A 24,996-nucleotide genomic window follows, 5' to 3' on the forward strand; every position below is an offset into this window, starting at 1 on the left:
CTCATCGCGGATGGGCCGGGAGCAAGGCGAGCAGGAAACGGCCGGGCAGCCAGCCTTTCGCGGGAAAGAGTCCGGCCGCCAGCGCGGTCACGAGACGGTTTTCCTGGACGATGTAGGCGTCCGCCAGCACCGGGCCTTCCGGATGCGACGTGAGCATGCCGTAACCCGGCCGCTGGCGACGGTAGGTCAGCGTGAGGGCCGCCTCGTCCTCCGTCGGCGCCGTGAGGAATGCGCGAAACGAGTCCTGATGGCGCCGGGCGCGGCGCAGCAGGGCGTCGGCAAATGCGCGGTCGCCGCCGGCCGTCGCGAGAAACGTGTCGGGTGGGGTGCCGCCGGTGCCCGTGGCGAGCCAGTCGGCGTAAGCGCGGCCCCACGCCGTTCCCGCCACTGCCACAGGCAGCGGCGTGCGTGCCGTAACGGCGGGCAGGGCAGCGAGGAAACCGCTGCTCTCGCGATTGAAACCGGGCGGCGACGGGGCGGCCGCCGGATCGACCCACCACCAGCGGAGCCAGGCTTCGAGGCGCGCGGCGTCGGGCCGCTCGCGGCTCAGTTCGCCGAGTCGCCGCAGGGCTTCGGCGCGGACTGCGGGCAGCAGGACGGCGAGATGAGGAATTTCCCAGGCGGGCGAGGTGGCGTGGCGGGGATCGTTGACAATCTCCAGGGCGAACGCGCGCACGGCATCGTCGAGCCGGCCGCCGGCTTGCAGCGCGAGTCCGAGGCCGAAGTAAACGCCCCCCTTGTCGGGCACGACGTGGGCCGCGGCGATGAAGTGTTCTGCGGCGGCCGCGGGCTCGTTGAGGTCGAGGAGCAGCCAGCCCAGATTGAAGTGGGCGTATTCGGTGTGCACGCCCGTCGCGAGCGAGCGCTTGAGGCGCGTGGCGGCGGTCTGCGTCAGCGCGCGCTGACCGGCGGCGTCCGGCAGGCGCGCTCGTTGTTCAAGCACGGTGAAGGCCGCCTGATGCTGGAAAAAGACGTCCAGCGGCGCGAGTCGGGCGGAAAGATCGAGGAGTTCGAGGTACTTGTCCGGCTGACCGGTGCCGAGCTCCATCAGCGCCTCCTCGTGGACATGGCGGGCGTCCAGATCGCCGAAGGTGGCATTCGCGACGCCGATCGCGGCGAACGTCGGCAGGCATCCGAGCGCGATGCGATCCCGGGTTCGGGGCGAGATGGGCAGGAGGCGGTCGGGCGCGGGCGCCGTCAGCAACGCGAGACTGAGCACCACGACCGTGTTCATCAGGGGCAGGTCGAGCTGATGGTCGGTCAGCGCCACGATGCCGAAGCCGAGCAGCGCGGCCGCGGCCGCCCCGCTCACCGGAGTGCGCGGGGCCCGGGCCATGGCGAGGAGCGTACCCGACACCAGCAGCAGCATCGCCACGGCTCCGACCGCTCCGGTGGTGGCCCACACCTGGGCGGGGGTGTTGTGAAGCTGCAGGATGTTTTCTGTTCCACCCTCGAGTTGCGCGCGCACGCGCGGATAGGCCAGCGGCACCGAGCCGGGACCCCAGCCGAGCAGCGGCCGCGCGAGGCCCAGTTTCCAACCGGCTTCCAGCATCGCCTGACGCTGTCGGTTGCTTTCACGGGCACCCTCGCTCCATTCGCGCTGCAGCACGAGTTCGCGCAGCCGCGGATTGGAGAACACCGCCACGGCACCCAGCGCGAGGGCGCCGACGCCGAGGAGCAGTTTGCGCCGGGTTGACCACGGGCCGAGACTGACCGCCAGGCACGCGGCCACCAAGCCCGTGCTCGCCACGGCCAGCACACCGCCGCGACTGCTGGTGGAGGCCAGCACGAGCAGGGCGAGGCCGCTGACGATCAACCACAGCACGCGCGGCCGGCCGCGGGCAAACCACGCCTGCAACACGATCCAGGGCAGAAACAGGACCACGGCCCCGGCGGTGTAGGTGGAGTGACCGAACGGTGCGCCGTTGCGGGTGCCCCACGGCAGCGGCCACGTGGCCCGCAACCACAGCGCGAGGCTGGCAAGGACGAACCCGGCGCCGGCGAGACCGAGCCAGCGCGCCGGGCGGTGCAGGAGGGAGGGATTGGACCTGCTGCCGGGGGACCACAGGTGATGCAGGGTGAGTAACAGGATCACGCCGCTCAGGGTGGGCCAAATCCTGGCCTCGCTCAGCGCTCCGAACGGGCTCGCTTGGGCGGACACGACGGTACCGAGCGCAAGAATCGTGGCTCCAGCGACGATCAACTTCGGCGGCAGCCGCCACTGCGAGCAGTACCGGACGCCATGCAGGAACACAACGGGAGCCAGCCACCACATGCAGGCCACAACCACCGCGAGCGGCCAGGTGTGCTGTCGTGACGCCGAGGGTTCCCAGCAGGTCACCGTGGCCAGAGCGGCGACGGCAATGATCAGGCCGACGCGAATCAGGAATGAAACCGCGCGCGCACCGGGATCCGCCTGGACGCGGGCAGCGGAAACGGGATCGGCGGGGCGCAACATCGATGTCCGATGACAAACGGGCCTGAACCCGCGTGCAAGCTGACATCGGTGCGGACTTTATACCCGAAATGAGGGGAATCGGCGCTGGGGTGACCCGACGGAATTGGTCCACGGCCTCGGCCGGCGGGCCGCCGGCTTGACGGTGCGGCGCCCGCCACGGCAGGCTGGCCGAATGTCCGTGGAAAGCGCGCCGCCGAAAAAGAAATTACCGCTCGTCACACTCGCGATCGTCGCCGTGGTGCTGCTGATCGCGGGTGTCTTCGTGCTGCGGGCCGTGGGCATGGAGCGGCTGGTGGGCTGGCTCGATCAGCTGGTCGGCGTGATTCGCGGGATGGGGCCCTGGGTGTTCTTCGCGGCGATGACCGTGCTGCCGGCCCTGGGCGTGCCGATGCTGGCGTTCACGATTCCCGCCGGCGAGGCGTTCGCGCCGACGATGGGCATGGGCGGCGTGATTGCCGTGGCCCTCGTGGTGATCGCACTGAATCTCGCGCTGTCTTATTGGGTGGCGCGCTATGCGTTGCGCCCGTTGCTGACGCGCCTGTTGACGCGCTACGGCTACTCGGTGCCGCGCATCACCCGGGAGAATGCCCTGAGCGTGCTGCTCGTGGTGCGGTTGACGCCCGGACCGCCCTACGCCTTCCAGTGCTTCCTGCTCGGTCTCGCGGAGGCGCCGTTCAAACTCTATATGATCGTGTCGTGGCTCGCGATTCTACCCTACGCGCTCGCCGCCATCATCCTGGGCCAGGGTCTGCGCAATGGAAATTTCAAGACGATCATCGCCGCCGTCGGCGTGATCGTGGTCGCGACGATCGGTCTGCAATGGCTGCGAAAAAAATACTTCCCGCGTGAAGGCTGATACGGAGCCGGGCGGCGACGGCCCGCGGGCCGAGAGCGTCACGGCGTTCACCCGCCGGGTGAAGCTCCTGCTCGAGACGAACCTGCAGGCGGCGTGGATCCGCGGCGAAATCTCGAACCTGCGCGCGCAGGCGAGCGGCCACGTGTATTTCTCGCTCAAGGACGCGGGCGCGCAGCTCAGCGCGGTGATGTTTCGCGGTGACGCCCTGCGCCAGACGGTGAAGCTGCGCGACGGCCTCCAGGTCATCGTCTACGGCGAGGTGAGCGTGTACGAGGCCCGCGGCCAGTATCAGCTCATCGTGCGCGTCGTGGTCGACGACGGCGTGGGGCGGCTCCAGCGGGAACTCGAGGCGCTCAAGGCGCGGCTGGCGGCCGAGGGGCTGTTCGCGCCCGAGCGCAAGCAGGCGATTCCGACGCTGCCACTCACGGTGGGATTCATCACGTCGCCCACGGGCGCGGCGGTGCAGGACTTCGTGCGCATCATGACGCGGCGGAAATGGCGCGGCCGGATTGTGGTGCTGCCCGCGAAAGTGCAGGGCGAAGGCGCCGCGGCGGACATGATCGCGATGCTGCGGGAGGCGCAGGCGCTGAAGATCTTCGATCTGATAGTTATTGGACGCGGTGGCGGCAGCCTCGAGGATCTGTGGGCGTTCAACGAGGAGCCGCTCGTGCGCGCGGTGGCGGCCTGCACCGTGCCGATCATCTCCGCGGTGGGGCACGAGATCGATTTCACGTTGTGCGATTTTGCGGCCGACCTGCGGGCGGAAACGCCGAGTGCGGCGGCGGAGTTGATCACGAGTCACTTTGTTGACGGCCTCGAGCGCGCCCGGCAGTCCGCCCTCGCGCTCGAGACCCTCGCTGCCGGCGGCGTCGAGCGGGCCCGCGCGCAACTCGATCACGCCCGCTCGCGGCTGCGTTTGCTCACACCGGCCGCGCAGATTCAACAGGGCTTTCTCCGCGTCGACGATCTCGCCAACCAGCTCGTCGCCTCGTGGCGGCATGCGCTGCAGCAGCGCCGGCAACAGGTCGGCGAACTCCGTTCCGCGCTCGCGCAGCATTCGCCGGAAAAACGCGTGCAACTCGAATCGCACCGCCTGCTTTCACTCTGGAAACGCCTCCAGGCCGCGAGCCCGCGCTCGGTGCTGAATCGCGGCTTCGTGCTCATGCGCGACGCGCAGGGACGGCCTGTGACGCGCCGGGGCCAGGCATCGGCCGACCAAAGGCTCACCGCCGAGTTCGCCGACGGAACTCTGCCGGTCCGGGTGGAGTCGAAGCCGGGGCAGTGACCTGCACCAAGTTTGGAGTTTGAACGACGCGACGGCGATGACACTCGCCGGCGCGCATCGCGACGCACTTTGCGCTTGGCAGGCACCGGCCTCTAATAATTATGAGCAAGCCAACCCCTTGAGCGCCGGCAACTCCGGCGCAAACCCTGTACCCATGACTGCCCACCTGCCCAACCTCCGCCGCGCCCTGGGCGCGGCCCTCTCCCTCGCGACGCTCGTCGCGAGTGCCCAGACTCCCGCCGGCGCGCCCGCGGCCACCGGCGACGACGTCGTCAAACTGTCGGAGTTCCAGGTCTCGACCTCCGCCGACAAAGGTTACCGCGCCGGCAATTCCGTCTCGGCCACGCGCATCGACACGCCGATCAAGGATCTGCCGTTCGCGATCAGCGCGTTCACCCAGCAATTCATCACGGACATCGGCGCGCGCGATCTCTTCGACGTCGTGCAGTACGCGCCGGGTGTCACGAGCGCGGGCCGCGAATTCAACGCCGGCAATGCGGTCTACACGATCCGCGGGTTTGAACAGACGCCGCAGCACAACGGTTTCGTCGGCGAAGGTTACGTCGACACCGTCAGCGTCGAGCGCGTCGAAGTGGTGAAGGGCCCGTCTTCGGTGCTCTACGGTCAGGTCGCCCCCGGCGGCACGGTGAACTACATCACGAAGCGGCCGGGCACGAAACCGTCGACCGTGGTCAACGCCCAGGTCGGCACCCACAATTTCTGGCGCACGTCGCTCGACGTGAACCAGCCGCTGGTCGGCAAGACGCTGCTCTTCCGTTTCAACGGCGCGTTTGAAAACGGCCTCGAGTTCATCACGCCCGGCAAGCAGCGCACGACGGTGCTCGCGCCGGTGGTGACGTGGCGCATCACCGAACGGCTGGCGCTCACGGTCGACTACCAGAATTTCTCGCGCCGCGAAACGCCTCCCTCCGCGCACATCAAGCCGAACATCGAGATCGTCGGACCGCTTCCGGCGAGCGGCATTCTCAGCGCGACCGGCATCCTGATCAACCCGCTCGACAACAGCGATCCCGGCTTCCTCAGCGCGTATCCGTTTTCGCGGAAATTCAATTACGTCTCGAACAACGATCACCGCTTCTCGGACTACGAGTCGGTCAACGCCGAGCTGACGGCCAAGTTGTCCGACGCCTGGTCGGCTCGCGCAAACTTCAACTGGAACAAGCGGCGCACCGCGCAGAAACTCACGGGCCTCGGCGCGGTGAGTATCACGGTGCCGACGAGCTACTATCCCGCGGGTGCCACGCTGCCGATCTCGGCGGCCAACTACCTGATTGCGGCGCGCGCCTACGCGAACGATCTGCTCGGCAATCCCGATCTCGCGCTGCTCGCGCCGCAGGCGCAGCTCGGCCGGCGCAAGCGGCTGCAGGAGGACTTCGGCCACGGCAAGGCGTCGCAGGTCGAACTCGCCGGCAACCATGTGGTCAACGGCATCAAGCTGAAGCCCCTGCTCGGCGCCTTCTACAACGAAGGTCGCGGCTACGGCCGGCTGCGGCAGAGCCCGACGGCAAATTTCTTCCCGGTCTGGGACATCAAGAATCCGTCGACCTGGGATTACACGACCGACTTCGATCCCGTGACCCAGCCGTTCTCGACCAACAACCGTTCGATCACGCGCAACAGCGCCGCCTACGCCGTGCTGAACACCTCGCTGCTCGCGGACCGCTTGAACGCGGTCATTGGGGCCCGGTATAACAAGGCGTCCGGTTCGACTGACAACTTCCTCGCGCCCGCGAGCAGCCTCTCGAAGGTGTCGAGCAAGAAGACGACGCCGCAACTCGGCCTCGGCTGGAAGGCGACGCGCGACTTGATGTTCTACGGATCGTACAGCGAGTCCTTCGTGCTGAACGCCGCGGCCCTCACGCGGGAGAACGTGCCGATTGGCCCGGCCGCGCCGACGACGTCGAAAGGTTATGAGCTCGGCGTGAAGACCGATCTCTTCAACGGCCGGGTCTCGTCGACGGTGGCGGTTTTCCAAATCGACCAGAAGGACCGTATCCTCCGTTTCAATTCGTTCAGCGCGACCGGCGTGACCGTGACGAACAGCCTGCAGGGCACGCTCGATCGCAGCAACGGCATCGAGGCGGAAATCACGTGGTCGCCCAAGGACAACTGGCAGGTGTACGTCAGCGGCGCGCTCAACGACACCCGCGTGAAGGAAGTGCCGAAGGGCGAGGAAGTGTTTCTCGGCGCGCATCCCGAGGCGTCGGTCAAGGCGCTGGCCAACCTGTGGACGCGCTATTCGTTCAAGGACGGCGCGCTGAAAGGCTTCTGGGTCGGCGGCGGCTTCAACTACACCGGCAAGAAGGCGCAGCGGACCAACAATCCGAAGCTCTTCCTGCCGGCCGAGACGCTGTGGAACTCCGCCGTCGGTTACGACTGGAAGTACGATGGTCACCCGATGACTGCCGTCATCAACTGGCAGAACATGGCGGACGTGGAATACTTCCCGGCCAATCAGCAGCGCGGCCTGCCGGGGCGCGCGGTGTTCTCGCTGACCGCGAAATATTGAGCGACGGGCGCGCGGTCGACCGCGCGTCGTTCCTGCTCTGTGATCCAATCCCGCGGGCGGCTCCACGTTTGAGCCGCCCGCACCAGCCCGCCCTCTCCGGCGGGCTTTTTCTTTTTCGGCGGCGACTGGAAGTTTTCGCGGATGCCGTTACGGTGAAACGATGCCCACCAAGTCCGCGAAGCCCGCAAGTGCGTCCGAGAAATCCGCCTGCGGCCTGCCCTCCCATGCCGTGATCGATCTGGCGAAGACGAAAGTGCAGCGCACCGACAAGGAATGGCGGGAGCTGCTCACGCCGATGCAGTATCGCGTGGCCCGCATGCAGGGCACCGAGCCGCCGTTTCAAAATGCCTTTTGGGATCATCAGGGCGACGGCGTCTATTTTTCCGTGTGCAGCGACACGCCGCTCTTCGACAGCCGCGACAAGTTCGAGAGCGGCACGGGCTGGCCGAGCTTCACGAAGCCGGTCGAGCCCGCGTTTGTGGCCGAGCATGTCGACACGAGTTTCGGGATGCGGCGCGTCGAGGTGCATTGCGCGATCGATGGCGGACATCTCGGTCACGTGTTTCCCGACGGTCCGCGCGCGCAGGGTGGGTTGCGTTACTGCATCAACAGCGCGTCGCTGCGCTTCATGCCGCGGGCGGAGTACGAGGCGTGGGTGAAAAAGAAGTAGGGTCGCAGGATCGTCGCGACGAAATGGCCTCGGACCGGGCTCGGCCGTGGAAAGGCGCGCTTGCCACGCGCAGGCGCAGCGCGGACGCTGGCTTCGTTATGAGCGCCCCCACGTTGCATATCGTCCACGGTCAACTGTCATGGTCGTTTCGCTCGAGTCACGTCCATGCGAACCTGACCAAGCTCGGCGGCCATCTGGCGCCGGTCGCCTTCCGCCTCGATCACCGGCTGGTGTCACCGTTTGCGATTGCGCCGTGGGCTGAGGAAAAACTGGCGCCGGACACGCCGGCGCTGTTGCGCGCGTTGCGCGGCGATTTCTTCTGCGCGCCATTTGGCGGCAACGGCACGCCGTGGCGGGGCGAGTCGCACCCGCCGCACGGCGAGACCGCGAACGGCGGCTGGCGGCTGAAGGCCTTTGATCGCACCATCGAGCGGCTCACGTTCCACGCGAGTCTGAAGACCACGGTGCGGGCGGGCTCGGTGGACAAGGCCATCACGCTGGTTGAGGGCCACACGGCGGTGTATCAAAAGCACGTGCTGCACCAGAGCGGGCCGATGAGTGTCGGCCATCATGCGTTGTTGAAATTCCCCGACGTCCCGGGCAGCGGCGTCGTGAGCACCAGCCGGTTTGTCCATGCGCAGGTGTTGCCGGATCTTTTCGAGCGACCCGAGAATCGCGGCTACCAGTCGCTCAAGCCGGGCGCGGTCATCAAGTCGCTCGATCGCGTGCCGTTGTTGAACGGTGAGTCCACCGATGTGTCGCACTTCCCGGCCCGGCGCGGCTACGACGATCTGGTGCTGCTGAGCGCGGATCCGAAGCTGCCGTTTGCGTGGAACGCCGTCACGTTCCCCCGTGAGCGCTACGTGTATTTCGCGCTCCGCGATCCGCGCGCGCTGCGGCACACGATCCTGTGGATCTCGAATGGGGGCCGGCACTACGCGCCGTGGAACGGCCGGCATACGTCGGTCATGGGGATCGAGGATACGACGAGTTGTTTCCACTACGGGCTTGCGGAGTCGGTGAAGCCCAACGCGCTCAGCCGCCTCGGCCTGCCGACGGTGTTGAAGCTGTCGGCGAAGAAGCCGACGACGATTGCCTACATCATGGGTGTCGCCGCGATTCCCGCCGGTTTTGATCGGGTGAAGAGCATTCACGCGGCGAACGGCGGCATCGAGTTGATCGCGGCGAACGGCAAGCGCGCGCACGCGCCGCTCGATCTGGGTTTCCTGCGGGAGTAAAATCCACTGCGCGGGCGGGCTGAAACTCTCTGCTCATGCATGCTTTTTCCGCTTTCGTTGCCGGAGGGCTGCTGGTGTCGGGTGCGCTGATTGCGCAGACACCCGCCGCGAAATCCGCGGCCACCGCGCCCGTGACGCGCCCGTCGGTCACGGCGGGCATCGTGTCGGCCAAGGTCGAACGCGTGGCCCGCGATCGCGCGACACTGACGGTGGCGGCGAAGCTCGACGTCGCGCCGCAATTGAAACTGTTCGATGCCGTCGGCAAGGAAGTCGCGGTGATGCGCACGCCGGACGGTGGGCTGAAAGCAGACGTCAATCCGGCGCACGCCTATGTGCTCGCGCCGCCGCCGCCGCCCCGCCGCGCGCTCCCCCGCGAAGGGCTGCAGCTGCCGGCGCGGTACGTTACGTTTGGCGCCACCGGCGGAGCGAATCTCGGCGGGCTCTTCATCCGGCCGGCCGTCGTGCCCCTGACGTGGAGCGAGCCGGCGAAGGCCTACGCCACGGAGTTGGTGGTGGGCTACGAGTTCGAGGACGGACGGGAGGCTGCGCTGCCGGCGCCAAAAACCGTGACGTTTTTCGCCGAGGGCGCGAACGCCCGGGTGCAGGCCGACACGGTCACGATCAACCGCAGCGGCGGCTCCGGTTATCAGCGCGTCACACTCACCACGGGGCAGATCGAAGGAGAGACGCATTTCACCGCGCGGGTGAGTGCGATGGACGAATTGAAGGCGAGCGTCGCGATTCAACGCGAGCCGGGCGCGCTCGCGTTGTCGCTGCCATCGCGGGAGCTGCCGGCGTTCGGCATTGGATCGGGCGAGCTGACGGTGAGCGTGCTCGCGCGCGATGGCATGCCGCTGGTGGTGGCGAAGCCGATCACCGTGTCACTTTCCAGCCGTCGGCTGCGGCAGCCGGCGACCGTGGTGATCGAGGCCGGCAAGGCGACCGCGGTCTCAGAGTTCAGGACCGCGGGAATTGGAGCCGACGAGATCGGGGCGCAGAGCGGGGCGTTGCGGGCGACGCTGCCGGTTGCGCTCGTGTTTCCCGTGGCGGCGGTCGTCGCCGCGGCGGTGGGCGGCGCGCTCGGCGGCGCGGCGCGTTACCTGCGCAACAAGGGCCGGCGCGGATCGCTGCTCGTGCGGCGCGTCGTGGAAGGCATGCTGGTGGGCGTGATTCTGGTTGGTGCGGCCTGGGCCGGACTCGTGGGCGTCGACCTGAGTACGGGAATTCTGGGTACGCCGTTCGGGGCGTTTGTGCTCGCCGCGCTCAGCGGCTACCTCGGCTGCGTCGTGCTCGATCGCGTGGCGAACAAGACGCTCGGCTCCGCGAAAGCGGAATAGTTCGGTTGCCCGCGAATCACGCCAAGGGACGCGAAGAGGAAACGAACCAGACCGTCACTCGCTGCTGAGCGTGAACCGGAGCGATCCCCTGTGATTCACCTCCGGATTCGCGTGTGTTCGCGTGATTCGCGGGAGAGCCTCTGCCTGCAATCCAGGAAGTTCAGTACAGCAACGCGGCGCGGCGCTGTTCCTCGAACAGTGCGCTCGCCTTCGTCCAGCGGGCCTTGATCGTAGCGCGAGACTCGCCGGCCTTGATGGCGTTGAGCGTTTCGTCGTCGCCCAGCAGCCGGCCCATTTCCTCGACCTTGAAGTGGTCGGGATAAAGCCGCTTCACCGCGAGGGCGAGCTCGAGCCCGATATCGATTACGGGACACCGGTCGCGATCCGTGAGGATGGCCCGCACGCCGCCGCACTCCTGATCCTTGTACTTCAAGGACGAGGCCGGGCCGGGGTAGAACGCCATCTGCGGCGTGAATTTCACCGCTTCGAAGCGCACGCCCGGGATGCCGGCGCGGTTCAGTTCCGCGGCGAGCTTCACGCCGTCGATGTAGGGCGCGCCGACCTGTTCAAACGGCTTCGCCGTGCCGCGGCCCATCGAGACGCTCGTGCTTTCGAGCAGGCAGAAACCGGGATAGAGCGTCGCGGCCGTGAGGCTGCGCATCGAGGGCGACGGGTTGACCCAAGGCAGGCCGCTGTCGTCGTACCAGCTTTGGCGCGTCCAGTTCTCGCAGCGCACAATCTCGAGATCGGCGCCGAACTTCCGCTCGGTGTTGAAGAGCCGCGCGAGCTCGCCGAGCGTCATGCCGTGCCGCACGGGGATCGCGTGGAAGCCGATGAAACTCGGGGCCCGCGTCTGCACGGGACCTTCGAAGCCGACGCCGCCAATGGGATTCACGCGATCGAGGACGAAGATTTTCTTCTTCGCCTTCGCCGCAGCTTCGACGGCGGCGCCGAGCGTGGCCGAGTACGTGTAGAAGCGCGCGCCGATGTCCTGGATGTCGAACACGAGGGCGTCGAGGCCCTGCAGCTGCTCCGCCTTGGGGGCGCGGGCGCGGATCACGGCCATGTCGAAGTCGGCGGACGTCATGCCGGGCGTGCGCTTCGGCGAATCGCCGTAGAGACTGTAAACCGGCAGTTTGGTTTTCTCGTCGATGGTGTCGCCGACCTTGTCGTCCGCGGCGCCGCGAATGCCGTGCTCCGGGCTGAACAGCGCGACGAGTTTCACGTCCTTGGCGGCGTGCAGCAGATCGATCGTGAGCCGGCCGAGACGGTCGCGGCCCGTGTGATTGGTGATGAGGCCGATCTTCAGGCCCCGGAGTCGCGCGAAGTCCTCGCGCACGAGCACATCGATGCCGTTCATCACCGCACCGACGTCGCGTCCGATCGCCTCGGCGGCGAGCGTGCCGATCTCGCGGCGGAGCGGGGTGACGTCGCCCTTGCCGTCAGGATGGACGCGGTTGCTCAGGAAGATGACGAAACTCTTCGAGCCCGGGTCGACCCAGACGCTGCCGCCGGTCCAGCCCGTGTGACCAAAGCTCTTGCCGGCGGGAAACCAGCGGCCGCGCGGGCCCGAGAAGCGGGTGTCGATGTCCCACCCGAGTCCGCGTCGATCCGAGCCGTCGAGGTGCGAGCGGGTCATGTCGGCGACTGTCGCCGGAGTCAGGATACGCGCGCCGTCGAGTTCGCCGCCGTTGAGCAGCATGCGGCAGAAACGCGCCAGATCGGCGGCGGTCGTGAACAGGCCCGCGTGGCCGGCCACGCCGCCCATCATGCGGGCGGACGGATCGTGGACGACGCCGCGGAGCATCGTGCCGGCGGTCAGCTCGGTGGGCGCGATGCGGCCGAGCTTCTCCCGGGGCGGCAGGAAACCGGAGTCGGTCATCTTCAGCGGTGTGAAGATTTCCTTCGCGACGTAGGCGTCGAGCCGCAGGCCGCTGGCAAGCCGTACCAGTTCTCCCAGTACGATGAAATTGATGTCGCTGTAGACAAACGTGCTGCCGGGCACGCTGCGCAGCTTTTCGGCGCAGGCCATGCGCACCGCGGTGTCGATGCCCGACCAGGCGGGCGTGTAATCGAGATCCGGCCGCAGGCCCGACGTGTGGGTGAGGAGCTGGCGAACGGTGACACCTTCCTTCCCGAGCGCGGCGAACTCGGGGATGTAGTGGGCAACGGTGAGATCGAGGTTCAGCCGGTTCCGCTCGACGAGCTGCAGCACCGCGGTGGTGGTGGCGACGACTTTCGTGAGGGACGCGGCGTCGTAGATCGTGTCGGCGCTGATCGGTTCGGGCGCGGGCACGAGCGCGCGTTGACCGTAGGTCTTGGTGTGAACCTTCCCGTCGTGCTCGAACCATAGCACGCCACCCGGGGCCTTCTTCGCGGCGAGGGCGTCGGCCACGGCGGCGTCGATCGCCGCGAGCTTGTCCGCCTTGAATGTTTCCGCGGCGGCGAGGTTCAGCGCGGTCGCGCCGAACAGCAAGAATGCGACGGCGGTCCGCCGAAGGGTCGTGCGCATGGTCAGACGGCGGCGAGGATCTTTTCGAGGAACAGCCGGTTGGCGCGGGCGTTTTCCATCGTTTCCTGCGGGGTCGCGCCGATCCTGCAGCCTTCGACCATGATCGGGCCGTTGAAGCCGGCGGACTTCAATTTCTTGAAGACCGCGCCGAAATCCACCTTGCCGGTGCCGAACTGGATCATCACTTCCGACTTCGGGGCGGCGCAGTCCTTGGCGCAGAAACCCGTGACGTGTTCGGCGATCGGCGCGAGCTCGGCGACGGGATCCTTGCCGGTGTAGTAGACGATGTTGCCGGCGTCGTACCAGACCTTGAAATTCGGATGGCCAACGGTCTTGAGGGCATTGCGGATTTCATCGGAGGCGCCGCTGCCGCCGCCGTGCGGTTTGAGGACGACTTTGATGCCGCGCTCCTGGCCGAAGGCGGCGGCGTCGGCCATGACCTTGAAGTACTTTTCGTAGTGCTCGGGTTTGTCGACGCCGAAGGTCAGGGCGAACGCCGCGCCGACGGTGTGGGCGTTTTCCAGCTGCTTGCGGGTGTCGGCGATGGCCTCAGCCAGCGGCAGGGCGTTCTTCACCCGCAGCGAAGTCATGTTCACGGTCAGGCCCCGCGCCGCGATCTTCTGCTTGAGGGCGGCCAGGTATTCGGGCGTAGCCTCGGCATTGGTGAACGGGTCGGTCTTCGTCGGTGTCAGCAGGCCGGTATGCCGGTAACCCGCCGCCTTGATCGCATCGAGCGCCTCGTCGTAGCTCCACTTGGTCCACGGCCGGTTGAAACACCCGACCGGCCACGCGGTGGGTTGGGCGCTGCTGGCGGCGAACAGGCGGGGCGCGACCAGCGAGACGGCGGCGACGGCGGACGTCCGAGCGATGAAATGGCGGCGGGAAACGGGGAGGTTGGACATGGAGGTGCGGGGGCTGCGTCATTATTGACCCGACGGTCGACGCGCGGGCAATGCAGAAGGCGCGTTCGTCGTCGACGCCGGTGGGAAACGGCGACGACGGCGAAGAACGGATGCCGCGGCGGGTCGCCGGTCCCGATGCCACCGGGGGCGGTTGCGGTCCAACGGGTGGGCTGAAACGGCGGGGTGCGTTTTGTTTGAATACGCGGGTTTGGACCGGCGTCAGAGGGTCCCGAACGCCGACCCGAGACGACAGAATCCGATTGCCCTACGGCGGCCGGATCGCGTTTTCTTCCGGCCGGCACTTTCGCCAACCACCCTAAATCTAGATTATGAAAATCCGCGTTCTGTTGTTTGCCCTCGCTTGTTCTCTCGCCGCCAGCCCCGCCGTCACTGCCGCCGAGGCACCCGAGACCGAGATGGGCGCGAAGATGGACAAGATGAGTGGCGCGTTCCGCGCGCTCCGCCGCCAAATCACCGATGCGACCAAGAACGCCGACTCGCTGGCGAAGGTTGCCACGATCAAGGAAAACGCCGTCGCTTCGTTGAAGCTGGAGCCGGCGATGAAGGCCGAGAAGCCCGCCGCCGAGCAGAAGAAGTTCGTCGCCGACTATCAGGCGGAGATGAAGAAGTTCATCGAGCTGTGCGGCAAACTCGAGGCGGCCCTGAAGGCCAACGACAACGTGCTCGCGGCCAAGCTGTGCGGCGAGATGGGCGACGCCCAGAAGGCCGGTCACAAGGTCTACAAGAAGGACGACAAGAAGAAGAAGTAAGCGCCGGTCGACCTCGACGGTCGCGCCATCGCCCCCTTTGGGTCACGCTTGACCCACCCCAACGCCGCCGGAATTCCGGTGGCGTTTTTTTGCGCCAAGCGCGGACAGCATGGCGGTGAGCAGCCCGTCGCGCGGCCACTCGCTGGCGCTCGTAGCCACTGGGGAGAAACCGCTCTGAACGCTGGTGGCTCGGGAGCGAAAATGAGGATGGCTTCCGGGCGCGGCTCGGTAGACTTCGGGACATGGCCACCTCGTCTGCTTCCGTTCGCATCGGCTTTCTCGGTCTTGGCATCATGGGCGGAGGCATGGCACGACGGCTCCTCGCGGCGGGCTTTCCCGTGGTCGTCTACAATCGCAATCCCGACCGTTCCGCGGCACTGGCCGCGGCCGGCGCGCAGGTCGCGGCCACGCCCCGTGCAGCGGCCCAGGACGCCGACCTCGTGATCAGCATGGTGGCGGACGACGTCGCTTCGCGCGCGCTGTGGCTCGGGGCGGACGGTGCGCTGGCCGGCGCGGCCCCCGGTGCCGTGCTCGTCGAATGCAGCACCCTCACGGTGGCCTGGGTGAAGGAACTGGCGGCGGCGGTTGTCGCGCGAGGCGCCACGCTGATCGATGCTCCGGTCACGGGTAGCAAGGGTGCGGCGGCGGCGGGCGAATTGAATTTCCTCGTGGGCGGTGCGGCGGAACCGGTGGAGCGCGTCCGGCCGGTGTTGCTGGCGATGGGGCGAAGCGTCACGCATCTCGGGCCGACGGGCAGCGGCGCGCTGGTCAAACTCGTGAACAATTTCATGGCGGGCGTGCACGTCGTGGCGTTCGCCGAAGCGCTGACCTGGCTCGAACGCAGCGGCGTGGACCGCACGCAGGCGCTGGCGTTGCTGCTCGAGGGGGCCGCGGCGAGTCCGATCGCGAAGGTCATGGCGTCGCGCATGACGGCGAACGACTACACGCCGAATTTCCTGCTGCGATTGATGGCCAAGGATGTCGGCTACGCGATCGGCGAAGCGAAGACGCGCGCGGTCGATCTTGCGACGGCCGCGGCGGCGCTGGGCGTGTTTCAGCAGGCCATCGCGGCGGGCGACGGCGAAAAGGACATGGCGGCGGTGGTCGAAACGCTGCGGGCGCAGCGGTAGCGCGCACGGGAATGCCGGCGTCCCGCCAGGGAGGAATTTTGATGCCGGCGGAAGGGCTGCGCTCGTGGAAAACAATCTGTCGCGTTGACACGTTCGGAGGAGGCGGGCACCGACACAGGTCGTGTCACCCCGCACCGATTCCTCCTCCCCTGGCTCGTCGTCGATAGGATTGGGCGCGCAGCCGCCGACGCGGGCCCGGCACACGATGTTCGGCTTCGTGATCGTCCTCGCGATCATCACCTACATCGATCGCGTGTGCATCTCACAGGCCGCGCCGCTGATTCGAAAGGATCTCGCGCTGACAGAGTCGCAGATGGGCTGGGTCTTCGGTGCGTTCGCGATCTCGTATGCGCTGTTCGAGATTCCGGGTGGCTGGATGGGTGACCGCTTCGGGCCGCGCAGCGTGTTGATGAAGGTCGTCGTGATGTGGTCGATCTTCACCGCGGCGACCGGCGCGGCGTGGAATTTCATGTCGATGGTCGTCTGCCGCTTCCTGTTCGGCGCGGGTGAGGCCGGTTGTTTTCCGAACGTCACGAAGATTTTCACCATCTGGCTGCCCTCCAATGAACGCGTGCGCGCGCAGGGGTTGCTCTGGCTGAGCGCGCGCTGGGGCGGGGCGTTCACGCCGCTGCTCGTGGCCTGGGTGCTTGGCTTTGTGACGTGGCGGATCGCGTTCATGGTGTTTGGCGCGCTGGGCATCATCTGGGCGGTCGGGTTCTATCGCTGGTTCCGCGATCGGCCGAAGGATCATCCGGGCGTGAATGCGGCCGAGCTCGCGCTGATGGACGGCGCCGAACGCAACGCTCCGGGCCACGCCAAGATTCCGTGGGGCAAGCTCTGCAAGAGCCCGACGGTGTGGCTGCTCTGGCTGCAGTACTTCTGCATGTCGTACGGCTGGTATTTCTACATCACCTGGCTCCCGACGTATCTGCGCGACGCGCGCGGCGTGTCGTTGGAAAAGAGCGCCGTGCTGGCCGGCCTGCCGCTGTTCTTCGGGGGCATCGGCTGCTTCGTCGGCGGCTGGGCCGCAAAACGCCTCGCCGAGCGCTGGACCAACGTCCGGCTCGCGCGCCGCGTCGTGGCCTGCACCGGTTTGTTCATGGCTGGCGCGCTGCTCGTGGTCGCCACGCGCATCAACGATCCCGTGTTCGCCATGGTGGCGCTGGGCCTCGCGAGTTTCTCCAACGATCTGGCCATGGCGCCGGACTGGGCCGCGTGTATGGACGTCGGCGGCCGCATCGCCGGCTCGCTGTCCGGCAGCATGAACATGATGGGCAACTTCGGTGGTGCCGTCGGCCCGGTCGTCGTCGGTTATATTCTGACGAGCACGAAGGTCAGCGCCGACGCCCCGCCCACCGAGGCGGGTTGGACGATGGCGTTTCTCGTCGCCGCGGCGATCTATGGCATCGGCGCGCTCGCGTGGCTGTTCATCGATCCGGTGACGCCCGTCGACGCCGAAGGCGAAGCGCGCGCCTGAGGTCGAAGAGGAGTTGAAAGTTGAAGGGGGAAAGTTGAAAGACGGATCAGCCCGTCGTGCTGAGCGAAGCCGTCTCTCCATTCAACTTTCAACCTTCAACTTTCAACTTCGCCTGTCCCCAGCGGCCCGTAGGGCGGTCCTTAATACGTCGCCCGGCCGCCGGAAATGTCGAACACGGCGCCGGTGGTGAACGAGCACTCGTCCGAGCACAGCCAGGCGACCAGCGCGCCCACTTCGTCGACGCCGCCGGGCCGGCCCATGGGGATCTTCGACAGCATGTAGGCGACGTGCTCGGGCGAGCACTGCTTGAGAATTTCCGTTTCGATCACCGCCGGAGTGATGCAATTCACGCGGATGCCGGTCGTCGCGAGTTCCTTGCCGAGCGACTTGGTCAGACCGATCACGCCTGCCTTCGCGGCGCTGTAGTGCGAGGCGTTCGGGTTGCCCTCCTTGCCGGCAATCGAGGCGACATTCACAATCCGTCCGCTGTTGCGCGGCAGCATCAACGGCACGATCGCGCGGCAGCAGAGGTACACCGCGAAAAGATCCAGCTCCATCACCGCGCGCCACTCGGCCGGCGTGCACTCCCAGAGCTTCTTGTTCACTCCGGCGATGCCGGCGTTGTTGACGAGCAGGTCGACGGTGCCGAAGCGGGCGCACGTGGCAGTCGTCGCGGCGGTGACGGCAGTTTCGCTCGTGATGTCGACCACGGCGGTGTGCACCTGATCCGGTGCGTTCAACTCGCGCGCGGCGGCGGCGAGTGCGGCGGCGTCGTTGTCCCAGAGGCTGCAACGGGCGCCGGAGGCGATCAGCCGCCGCGCAACGGCGAGGCCGATACCGCGGGCGCCGCCGGTGATGACGCCGACTTTGCCGGTGAGAACAATCTGATTGGTGGCCATGGGGTGGGGCGGAGTGACGAGCGACGGGAAAACGGGCGGAGCCAGCGGGCCGCGGCGGGAGGCCGCGGCCACCGTGCGTGACCTTACTTGATCTCGCGGATCTTGATGTTCCGGTACCAGCAGTCGTCCTGGTGATAGGTCAGCATGATGTGACCTTCGATCTTATCGCCGAAGCCGGCCTCGTTCTTGAATTTGCTCTTGGCGATGCCGGCCTTCACCTCGGCGCTGTCGAGATTGTAGGTGAGGACGTTTTTGCCGTTCAGCCAGTGCTCCACGTTCTTGCCGCGAACCACGATGCGGGACTGGTTCCACTCGCCGGCCTTCTTCAACGGCTTGTCCGCCGCGGGCGGCAGCACGTCGTAGAAGGAAGCGGTCTGGTGCAGTGCGCCGCCTTTCTGCGCGTCGGGGTGGCCGGCGTCGTCGATCATCTGATACTCGGGACCGGGCGACTTCGTCCGCGCCTCGGTGACGAAATACTTGATGCCATTGTTGCCCGCGGGCGGGACTTTCCATTCCCAGGCGAGCTCGTAGTCGTTGAACTTCTTTTCCGTGATGAGTTCGGACCCCTTGACCTTCGCGATCGCGTGCAGGGTGCCATCCTTCACTTCCCATCCGCCGGCCGGCTTGTTGGCGTACGTGCGCCAGCCGTTCATGGTTTTGCCATCGAAGAGCAGCGTCCAACCGGCGGACTTTTCGGCGGCGGTCAGGGTGTTCTCGGCGGCGTGGGCGCTGAACGCGCCGGCGACAAGGGCGATGCAAGCAAGGAAGGGGCGGGGATTCATGGAGCAAGAGTGATGAGTCATGCGTGGGCGTTTGAAAAGCCCGGAGAGACAAAGAAAGCGCGGCCGACGCATCCGCGTCGAAACGGCTTGTTCCGCCCCCGGTCCGCACCTATCCACGCAGTTCCCTTTCGCCCGATCATGCCCGCCCACGTCATCGTTCGCGATTTACGCAAAGCCTACGCCGGGGTGGAGGCTGTCCGTGGCGTGAGCTTCACGATCGAGGCGGGCGAGATTTTCGGTCTGCTCGGACCCAATGGCGCGGGCAAGACCACCACGGTCGAGTGCCTGGTGGGTTTGCGCGAGCCGGATGCGGGCGACATCGAAGTCTGCGGACTCGACGCCCGGCTGCATCCGCGCGAAGTGAAACAGAAGATCGGCGTCGCGCTGCAGTCCACGTCGCTGCAGGACAAGATCACGCCGCGCGAGGCGCTGCGGTTGTTCGGGGCGTTTTATCGCGAACGCGTGGCGCCGGAGACGCTGCTCGAACGCTTCGCGCTCGTGGAAAAGGCCGACGCCCGGGTGGAAACGCTTTCCGGCGGCCAGCGTCAGCGGCTCGCCCTCGCCCTGGCCTTCGTGAACCGACCGCAGCTGGTGTTTCTCGACGAACCGACGACCGGCCTCGATCCGCAGACGCGGCACGAACTTCACGCAGCGATCCTGCAGATGAAACGCGACGGCTACACCGTCCTCTTCACGACGCACTACCTCGACGAGGCGGAGCAGCTGTGCGACCGCGTCGCGATCATCGATCAGGGCCGCATCGTAGCGAGTGGTACACCGCGCGAACTGATTGCGGAGGCGCACGGGTTGCAATCGGTGTCGCTCGTGACATCGCGACCGGTGGATCTCGCGCGGCTCGGGGCGTTGGCGGGAGTGAGCGACATCGTCGGCATGTCGACCGACGGCGCGGGCGTGCGGTTTCACACCAGCGACGCGGTCGCCACGCTCGGCGCGCTGACGCGCTGGCTCGCCGAGGCGCGCGTCGAGGTCATCGAGCTGCAGGTCCGCAAGGGATCGCTCGAGGATGTGTTCCTCGGCCTCACGCGATCGCACGAGGAAGCGGGAGGCGCGAAACGATGAACGCCCTGCTCGCGCATCTCGGCATTTCGCTGCGGCTCCATTTCAGGAACCGGATGGCGCTGCTCTACGGATATCTGTTTCCGCTGATCTTCCTGATCGCGTTCTGGGTGCTGTACCGGCACGAAAAAATTCCGCTGCTGCGGCACATGGGTGAGCTGCTCACCGTGGCCGTGCTCGGCGGCGCGTGTTTCGGATTGCCGACGACGCTCGTAAGCGAACGCGAGCGCGGCGTGTGGCGGCGTTATCGTCTCTCGCCCGTGCCGACGTGGGCCATCGTTACCAGCACGGTCGTGGCGCGCTATCTCATCGTGCTCACCGCGGGCCTGCTGCAGGTGGCGGCCGCGATGGCCATCGGCATGACGGCGCCGGCGCATCCGTTCGACCTGTGGATTGCGTTCACGGCGGTCGCGTTTGCCTTCATCGGCCTCGGGCTCGTGATCGCCACGCTCGCCGACAACGTCCCTGCGGTGCAGGCACTCGGACAGTGTATTTTTCTTCCGATGCTGATCATCGGCGGCGTGGCCGTGCAGCTGGGCAGCCTGCCCTTGTGGGCGCAGCATGTGTCGGCGTTTTTTCCGGGTCGCTATGCGGTCGAGGCGCTGCAGGCGGGCGTCAACGGCCGCGGTTTCATGGGCGCGCGTTTCAGCCTGCTGGCGCTCGGGCTCATCGGCTTCGCCGGGTGTCTCGCGGGCGCGAAGCTGTTTCGCTGGGATGCCCAGCAGCGTTTCGCCGGCCGGGGCGGCAAAATCTGGCTCGTGCCGGCATTTGCCGCGTGGATCGCGGTCGGACTGCTCGCGGAGTGGCGCGGGCGGATTGCGATTCCCGTGGACAAGGAAATCGCGAGCCCGGCCGTTCCGCCGGTTTCGACGCCGGCACCCGCGCCGGTCCCCGCCGCCGGGACGCCCGTGCTCCCGGCCAGTCCACCGCCGGTGGCTGTGGTCTCGCCGCCGGCGCGTCAGCTCGCGTTGCCGCCGCCGCCCAAGCCGGAGCCGGTGTGGGCCAAGCTGACGGCGAAGGACACCGAGGGACTCGATTTCAACATTCCGCCGGATCAAGGCATCGTGGCGCCGTTTGCGGCGGCCGATGATCTGCCGGAGGACTTCATGAAGGATCAGGTCGAGAGCGTGCGCAGCAAGATCGCGACTTGGCCGCCGGGCGCGGAGGGCGATGAACTTCGGTGCGTGCGCAATCTGCTCTACATCGCTGCGGTGCCTGACGCGATCCAGCTGCCGGTCGAGCGTTACATGCCGCGCGTCGTGTATGAGCATCTCATCGACACGTATCCGAAGGAGAAGCTGACGAAAATTCTCACCTACATCGTGCTCCATCCCGAGGAGGGCATGGTGATCGACGACATCTCCGATCTCGGCGTGGAAGGCGCGGCCGGCGATCCCACGCTCGTGCGCGAGCGCGCCTATCTCTACGCCCTCAAGTTCATCCTCCGGCTGACGGGAAAGGTGCCGGAGTGAGGGCGGGCGCGGAGTTGAGAGGTGAGAGTTGAGGGTTGAGAGACTATGCCCCAACGTTGGGACGGCCGGCCGATTTCCGTTCGCCGCTACGATCGCTCAACTCTCAGCTCTAAACTCTCAACTACTACGTGTGAAAGCTCCCACTCCCGCCACGCTGAAAGCCGTGCTCTTCGTCCTCTTCGTGATGACGCTGGTGTGCCTGCCGTTCGCGATTTTCGGCGAGGACTTTGTGCTGCCGCTGCTGCAATCGCGGGAGAAACAGACCGTGGCGTTGACGTTGATCGCGATTGCGCTGCTGGCGTGCGATTCGGTCGCGCCGATTCCGGCGACGCTCGTCATCATGTATCTGGCGGCGAAGGCCGGCTGGATCGCAGGCATTGTCGGAGGCACGATCGGGATGTGCGCCGGCGTGCTGGCGGCGGCGTGGATTGGCCGCACCGCGGTGGGGCGGCTGGCGCCGAAATTCATCCCGGACGCCGAACTCGTGCGCATGCGCGAGGCGTTGCAGCAGCGTCTCGTGCTGACCCTGGCCTGTCTCCGCAGTGTGCCGGTGCTGGCGGAAACCTCGATCATCGTCGCCGCCGCGATGGGCATTCCGGTCGGGCGGATCTTCTGGGTGACGGTGCTGCCCAATTTCATCGTCGCGGTGATCTATTCGGTGACCGCGGACGATTCGTTCACGACGGCGGCGATCGCGTTCCTGCTCACGATGGCGCTCTCGTATCTCGCGTGGCGGGTGCTGGGGCGGCGGGCCGCGGCGAATCAGGCGTAACGGCGCATTTTAGTGTTCTCCTGCGCGGGAGGCTCGTCCTTCATCGCGTTTCCCCTCTATGTCCAAGCGTCTCGGCGTCGGTTTCATTGGCAGCGGTTTCATCACCCGGTTTCACATCCAGTCGTGGCTCGCGGTGCGCGACGCCGACATCCTCGGCATCTGGAGTCCGCATGCCGGACACGCGGCGGAGGCGGCGGCACTGGCCCGCTCGCTTGGAGTCGGCGAGGCGCGCGTGTACGCGTCGATCACCGAGATGGTCGCCGACCCGGCGATCGAGGCGTTGTGGATCTGCGGACCGAACCACAAGCGCGTGGAAAATCTCGAGGAGATCGTCGCGGCGCTCGAGTCCGGCAAAGGGCGCCTGGTCGGGATCGCATGTGAGAAACCGCTCGCGCGCAATGTCGCCGAGGCGAAGCGCTGCGTGGAGTTGATCAAGCGATCCGGCGTGTTGCACGGGTATCTCGAGGACCAGTTGTTCGTGCCGTCGCTCGCGAAGGGCCGCGCGCTCGCGTGGGCGCGCGGGGCGTCGATTGCCGGCCGCCCGTACCTCGCGCGCGCGGCCGAGGAGCACAGCGGACCACACATGCCGTGGTTCTGGCAGGGCGCGCAGCAGGGTGGCGGGGTGTTGAACGACATGATGTGCCACAGCGTGGAAGTCGTGCGTTTTCTCCTGAGCGATCCGGCCAAGCCGCGCGCGAGCATCCGGCCGGTGAAGGTCACCGGTCACATTCACAGTCTCAAGTGGTCGCGGCCCGAATACGTCCGCATGCTGAAGGAGACCATGGGGCCGGAGGTCGACTATGCGAAACGGCCGTCCGAGGATTTCGCGCGCGCGACGATCGAGTATGTCGACGATGCCGGGCGCACGTTGATCGGCGAGGTCACGACCTCGTGGAGTTTCGTCGGCGCGGGCCTGCGGCTGAGCACCGAGTTGCTCGGCCCCGAGTATTCCTATTCGCACAATTCCCTCAACACGGGCAGCCAGCTGTTCCTCAGCCGGCGGGTCGTGGGGAAGTCCGGCGAGGATCTCGTCGAGAAACAGAACGCCGAGCAGGGCCTGATGCCCGTCGTGGGCAACGAAGCGGCCGAGTACGGTTACGAGGCGGAGAACCGGCACTTCGTGCAATGTTTCCGCGCCGGGCGCGCGCCGGATCTCACGTTCGACGACGGCCTCGAGGTCGTGCAGTTGCTGATGACGGCGTACATGAGCGCCGAGCAGGGCCGCACGATCGATTTCCCGCCGCCGGGACTCGACACCTTCATCCCCGCGGTGGCGCAGGGCACGTGGCGGCCGTAGCGCCGCGCGCGCGGCGCAGTTGAGAGTTGAGTGTTGAGAGTTGAGTGACCAACACAGCACCGACGTTCAGCTGCTCGCTGCCTGCTCTCAGCCCTCAACTCTTCGCTCTCAACTTTCTCCGCAATTCCCCATGACGTCCTACTCCAAATCCTATCGCGGGCCGCTGTTCATCATGATGGCGCTCGAATTCTTCATCTGGGGCGCCTGGCTGCCGCTGATCTTCGGCTATCTGCCGAGCCTCGGCTTCTCGCCGACGCAGCAGTCGCTGATTCTGAACGCCTTTCCCGTCGCTTCGATCGTCGGCATGTTCTTCAGCAACCAGTGGGCGGACCGGAAATTCGCGCCGGAAAAATTCCTCGCGTTCTCCCATCTCATCGGCGGCCTCGCGATCCTGGGCTGCGGTTTCACGAAGGAGTTCATGCCCTTCTTCCTGCTGATGCTCGTGCACTGCCTGCTCTACGTGCCGACGATCTCGATCACGAACTCGATCGCATTCGCGAACATGAAGGATCCGGAGAAGGAATTCGGCCTCGTGCGCATGGGCGGGACGATCGGCTGGATTCTCGCGGCGTGGCCGTTCACGTTCATCTTTGTCAACTGGGACGCCGTCAGCGCCGCGAATCCGGCGGGGCTCGTCGACTGGATCGGCAAGGCGCTCGCGAATCCACTGAGTGGTGACGCCGCCAAGGCCGCCACGAAGTGGACGTTCATCGTCGCGGGCATCGCCTCGCTCGTGCTCGCCGCGTTCAGCCTGACGCTGCCGCGCTCGCAACCGAAGCCGGCCGCGGTCGCTGGTGCGGTCGAGAAACTCGCCTGGCTCGAGGCCGTGCGTTTGTTGAAGCATCCGTTCGTGCTCGTGCTTTGGCTCGTGACGCTCGTCGATTCGTTCGTCCACAACTGTTACTTCAGCTGGACCGGCGTGTTCCTCGGCACGTCCAAGGCGGCCGGTGGCGTGGGCATCGCCTCCAACTGGATCGCGCCGATCATGAGCATCGGCCAGGTCGCGGAGATCGCCACGATGTTCGTCCTCGGTGCGACGCTGAAGACCCTCGGCTGGCGCACGACGATGATCATCGGCATTCTCGGTCACGCCGCGCGTTTCGCGGTGTACGCCTTCTTCCCGCAGAGCGCGGGCATGATCATCCTCATCCAGATTCTCCACGGCATCTGCTACGCGTTCTTCTTCGCGACGGTTTATATTTTCGTCGACGCGTATTTCCCGAAGGACATCCGCTCGAGCGCGCAGGGGCTTTTCAACCTCATGATTCTCGGCGTCGGCGCGCTGCTGGCGTTCTCGATCTGCCCGTGGCTGATCCAGAATGTCTACACGGTGAACGCCGTCACGAATTTCAAGGGCCTGTTCATGGTGCCGCTCGCGGCGGCCTCCGTCGCGGCCATCGCGCTGGCGCTCTTCTTCCATCCGCCGAAGACCACCGCGGCTGCCGCGGGCGGTGCGGTCAGCGCGCCGCATTGAGTGGGTGAGCCCGGGAGCGGAGGGCCGCTCCCGGTTCGATGCCTTGCGTCAGTCGGTA

General features: G+C 66.6%; 19 protein-coding genes. 14 read left to right on the forward strand and 5 right to left on the reverse strand.

What is annotated here, in order from left to right; genetic code table 11:
• Window position 1 precedes the first annotated feature (1 nt).
• Complete coding sequence (locus ACLJEU_RS03280; RefSeq protein WP_414661002.1) at window positions 2-2,458, reverse strand: O-antigen ligase family protein; 2,457 nt, start codon at window positions 2,456-2,458, stop codon at window positions 2-4.
• A gap of 172 nt (window positions 2,459-2,630) precedes the next feature.
• On the opposite strand from ACLJEU_RS03280, the gene ACLJEU_RS03285 reads away from it, so the two are divergent.
• From ACLJEU_RS03285 to ACLJEU_RS03310, 6 genes are all read left to right on the forward strand, one after another.
• Window positions 2,631-3,314, forward strand: a complete 684-nt coding sequence (locus ACLJEU_RS03285; RefSeq protein WP_414661001.1) for a TVP38/TMEM64 family protein — start codon at window positions 2,631-2,633, stop codon at window positions 3,312-3,314.
• Window positions 3,304-4,599, forward strand: coding sequence for an exodeoxyribonuclease VII large subunit (gene xseA, locus ACLJEU_RS03290; RefSeq protein ID WP_414661000.1), 1,296 nt, complete (start codon window positions 3,304-3,306; stop codon window positions 4,597-4,599). The genes ACLJEU_RS03285 and xseA overlap by 11 nt, the downstream gene beginning before the upstream one ends.
• Window positions 4,600-4,753: 154 nt before the next feature.
• Window positions 4,754-7,129, forward strand: coding sequence for a TonB-dependent siderophore receptor (locus ACLJEU_RS03295; protein WP_414660999.1), 2,376 nt, complete (start codon window positions 4,754-4,756; stop codon window positions 7,127-7,129).
• Window positions 7,130-7,289: 160 nt separating this feature from the next.
• Window positions 7,290-7,799, forward strand: a complete 510-nt coding sequence (gene msrB, locus ACLJEU_RS03300; RefSeq protein ID WP_414660998.1) for a peptide-methionine (R)-S-oxide reductase MsrB — start codon at window positions 7,290-7,292, stop codon at window positions 7,797-7,799.
• Window positions 7,800-7,897: 98 nt separating this feature from the next.
• On the forward strand, window positions 7,898-9,037 hold the full coding sequence (locus ACLJEU_RS03305) for a hypothetical protein (RefSeq protein ID WP_414660997.1): 1,140 nt from the start codon (window positions 7,898-7,900) through the stop codon (window positions 9,035-9,037).
• Between the two features lie 35 nt (window positions 9,038-9,072).
• Entirely contained in the window at window positions 9,073-10,374 is a 1,302-nt protein-coding gene (locus tag ACLJEU_RS03310; protein WP_414660996.1) for a hypothetical protein, read from the forward strand.
• Window positions 10,375-10,534: 160 nt separating this feature from the next.
• Here the strand turns inward: ACLJEU_RS03310 and ACLJEU_RS03315 are convergent, their stop codons facing one another.
• Both ACLJEU_RS03315 and ACLJEU_RS03320 read right to left on the reverse strand, forming a co-directional pair.
• Window positions 10,535-12,886: an exo-beta-N-acetylmuramidase NamZ domain-containing protein gene (locus ACLJEU_RS03315; protein WP_414660995.1), complete on the reverse strand. Its 2,352-nt coding sequence runs from the start codon at window positions 12,884-12,886 to the stop codon at window positions 10,535-10,537.
• A 2-nt stretch (window positions 12,887-12,888) separates the two neighbouring features.
• Window positions 12,889-13,788 carry a sugar phosphate isomerase/epimerase family protein gene (locus tag ACLJEU_RS03320; RefSeq protein ID WP_414660994.1) on the reverse strand — a complete coding sequence of 300 codons (900 nt, stop codon included), beginning with the start codon at window positions 13,786-13,788 and terminating at the stop codon, window positions 12,889-12,891.
• 329 nt (window positions 13,789-14,117) lie between these two features.
• Here ACLJEU_RS03320 and ACLJEU_RS03325 point away from each other — a divergent pair, with 329 nt between their 5' ends.
• The 3 genes from ACLJEU_RS03325 to ACLJEU_RS03335 all read left to right on the forward strand — a co-directional run bounded on the left by ACLJEU_RS03325 (window position 14,118) and on the right by ACLJEU_RS03335 (window position 17,165).
• The gene (locus tag ACLJEU_RS03325) at window positions 14,118-14,558 is read left to right on the forward strand and encodes a cytochrome b562 (RefSeq protein WP_414660993.1); all 441 of its coding nucleotides are present in this window, start codon (window positions 14,118-14,120) and stop codon (window positions 14,556-14,558) included.
• A 242-nt stretch (window positions 14,559-14,800) separates the two neighbouring features.
• The gene (locus ACLJEU_RS03330; protein WP_414660992.1) at window positions 14,801-15,688 is read left to right on the forward strand and encodes an NAD(P)-dependent oxidoreductase; all 888 of its coding nucleotides are present in this window, start codon (window positions 14,801-14,803) and stop codon (window positions 15,686-15,688) included.
• A gap of 121 nt (window positions 15,689-15,809) precedes the next feature.
• A complete protein-coding gene (locus ACLJEU_RS03335) occupies window positions 15,810-17,165 on the forward strand; it encodes an MFS transporter (RefSeq protein WP_414660991.1) in 1,356 nt (451 codons plus the stop codon).
• A gap of 140 nt (window positions 17,166-17,305) precedes the next feature.
• On the opposite strand, the gene ACLJEU_RS03340 is transcribed toward ACLJEU_RS03335, so the two are convergent.
• Window positions 17,306-18,064, reverse strand: a complete 759-nt coding sequence (locus ACLJEU_RS03340; protein WP_414660990.1) for an SDR family NAD(P)-dependent oxidoreductase — start codon at window positions 18,062-18,064, stop codon at window positions 17,306-17,308.
• Between the two features lie 83 nt (window positions 18,065-18,147).
• The gene (locus ACLJEU_RS03345; protein WP_414660989.1) at window positions 18,148-18,846 is read right to left on the reverse strand and encodes a 3-keto-disaccharide hydrolase; all 699 of its coding nucleotides are present in this window, start codon (window positions 18,844-18,846) and stop codon (window positions 18,148-18,150) included.
• Window positions 18,847-18,984: 138 nt separating this feature from the next.
• Here ACLJEU_RS03345 and ACLJEU_RS03350 point away from each other — a divergent pair, with 138 nt between their 5' ends.
• From ACLJEU_RS03350 to ACLJEU_RS03370, 5 genes are all read left to right on the forward strand, one after another.
• Window positions 18,985-19,926, forward strand: a complete 942-nt coding sequence (locus ACLJEU_RS03350; RefSeq protein ID WP_414660988.1) for an ABC transporter ATP-binding protein — start codon at window positions 18,985-18,987, stop codon at window positions 19,924-19,926.
• Window positions 19,923-21,395, forward strand: a complete 1,473-nt coding sequence (locus ACLJEU_RS03355; RefSeq protein WP_414660987.1) for an ABC transporter permease — start codon at window positions 19,923-19,925, stop codon at window positions 21,393-21,395. Before ACLJEU_RS03350 ends, ACLJEU_RS03355 begins: the two co-directional genes overlap by 4 nt.
• Window positions 21,396-21,525: 130 nt before the next feature.
• The gene (locus tag ACLJEU_RS03360) at window positions 21,526-22,167 is read left to right on the forward strand and encodes a TVP38/TMEM64 family protein (RefSeq protein ID WP_414660986.1); all 642 of its coding nucleotides are present in this window, start codon (window positions 21,526-21,528) and stop codon (window positions 22,165-22,167) included.
• A 58-nt stretch (window positions 22,168-22,225) separates the two neighbouring features.
• On the forward strand, window positions 22,226-23,464 hold the full coding sequence (locus tag ACLJEU_RS03365) for a Gfo/Idh/MocA family protein (RefSeq protein WP_414660985.1): 1,239 nt from the start codon (window positions 22,226-22,228) through the stop codon (window positions 23,462-23,464).
• Between the two features lie 130 nt (window positions 23,465-23,594).
• The gene (locus ACLJEU_RS03370; protein ID WP_414660984.1) at window positions 23,595-24,938 is read left to right on the forward strand and encodes an MFS transporter; all 1,344 of its coding nucleotides are present in this window, start codon (window positions 23,595-23,597) and stop codon (window positions 24,936-24,938) included.
• Window positions 24,939-24,996: the final 58 nt, after the last annotated feature.

This window comes from Terrisphaera buseokensis (genome assembly GCF_047521145.2).
Taxonomy (GTDB): Bacteria; Verrucomicrobiota; Verrucomicrobiia; order Opitutales; family Opitutaceae; genus ER46.

What these genes read in the sequence shown, in the direction of transcription:
- msrB (WP_414660998.1), top strand. Translation starts at nt 7,290, where the DNA reads ATGCCCACCAAGTCCGCGAAGCCCGCAAGTGCGTCCGAGAAATCCGCC.
- ACLJEU_RS03310 (WP_414660996.1), top strand. Translation starts at nt 9,073, where the DNA reads ATGCATGCTTTTTCCGCTTTCGTTGCCGGAGGGCTGCTGGTGTCGGGT.
- ACLJEU_RS03295 (WP_414660999.1), top strand. Translation starts at nt 4,754, where the DNA reads ATGACTGCCCACCTGCCCAACCTCCGCCGCGCCCTGGGCGCGGCCCTC.
- ACLJEU_RS03350 (WP_414660988.1), top strand. Translation starts at nt 18,985, where the DNA reads ATGCCCGCCCACGTCATCGTTCGCGATTTACGCAAAGCCTACGCCGGG.
- ACLJEU_RS03315 (WP_414660995.1), bottom strand. Translation starts at nt 12,886, where the DNA reads ATGCGCACGACCCTTCGGCGGACCGCCGTCGCATTCTTGCTGTTCGGC.
- ACLJEU_RS03370 (WP_414660984.1), top strand. Translation starts at nt 23,595, where the DNA reads ATGACGTCCTACTCCAAATCCTATCGCGGGCCGCTGTTCATCATGATG.
- ACLJEU_RS03285 (WP_414661001.1), top strand. Translation starts at nt 2,631, where the DNA reads ATGTCCGTGGAAAGCGCGCCGCCGAAAAAGAAATTACCGCTCGTCACA.
- ACLJEU_RS03325 (WP_414660993.1), top strand. Translation starts at nt 14,118, where the DNA reads ATGAAAATCCGCGTTCTGTTGTTTGCCCTCGCTTGTTCTCTCGCCGCC.
- ACLJEU_RS03280 (WP_414661002.1), bottom strand. Translation starts at nt 2,458, where the DNA reads ATGTTGCGCCCCGCCGATCCCGTTTCCGCTGCCCGCGTCCAGGCGGAT.
- ACLJEU_RS03355 (WP_414660987.1), top strand. Translation starts at nt 19,923, where the DNA reads ATGAACGCCCTGCTCGCGCATCTCGGCATTTCGCTGCGGCTCCATTTC.
- ACLJEU_RS03330 (WP_414660992.1), top strand. Translation starts at nt 14,801, where the DNA reads ATGGCCACCTCGTCTGCTTCCGTTCGCATCGGCTTTCTCGGTCTTGGC.
- ACLJEU_RS03340 (WP_414660990.1), bottom strand. Translation starts at nt 18,064, where the DNA reads ATGGCCACCAATCAGATTGTTCTCACCGGCAAAGTCGGCGTCATCACC.
- ACLJEU_RS03345 (WP_414660989.1), bottom strand. Translation starts at nt 18,846, where the DNA reads ATGAATCCCCGCCCCTTCCTTGCTTGCATCGCCCTTGTCGCCGGCGCG.
- ACLJEU_RS03305 (WP_414660997.1), top strand. Translation starts at nt 7,898, where the DNA reads ATGAGCGCCCCCACGTTGCATATCGTCCACGGTCAACTGTCATGGTCG.
- ACLJEU_RS03320 (WP_414660994.1), bottom strand. Translation starts at nt 13,788, where the DNA reads ATGTCCAACCTCCCCGTTTCCCGCCGCCATTTCATCGCTCGGACGTCC.
- ACLJEU_RS03365 (WP_414660985.1), top strand. Translation starts at nt 22,226, where the DNA reads ATGTCCAAGCGTCTCGGCGTCGGTTTCATTGGCAGCGGTTTCATCACC.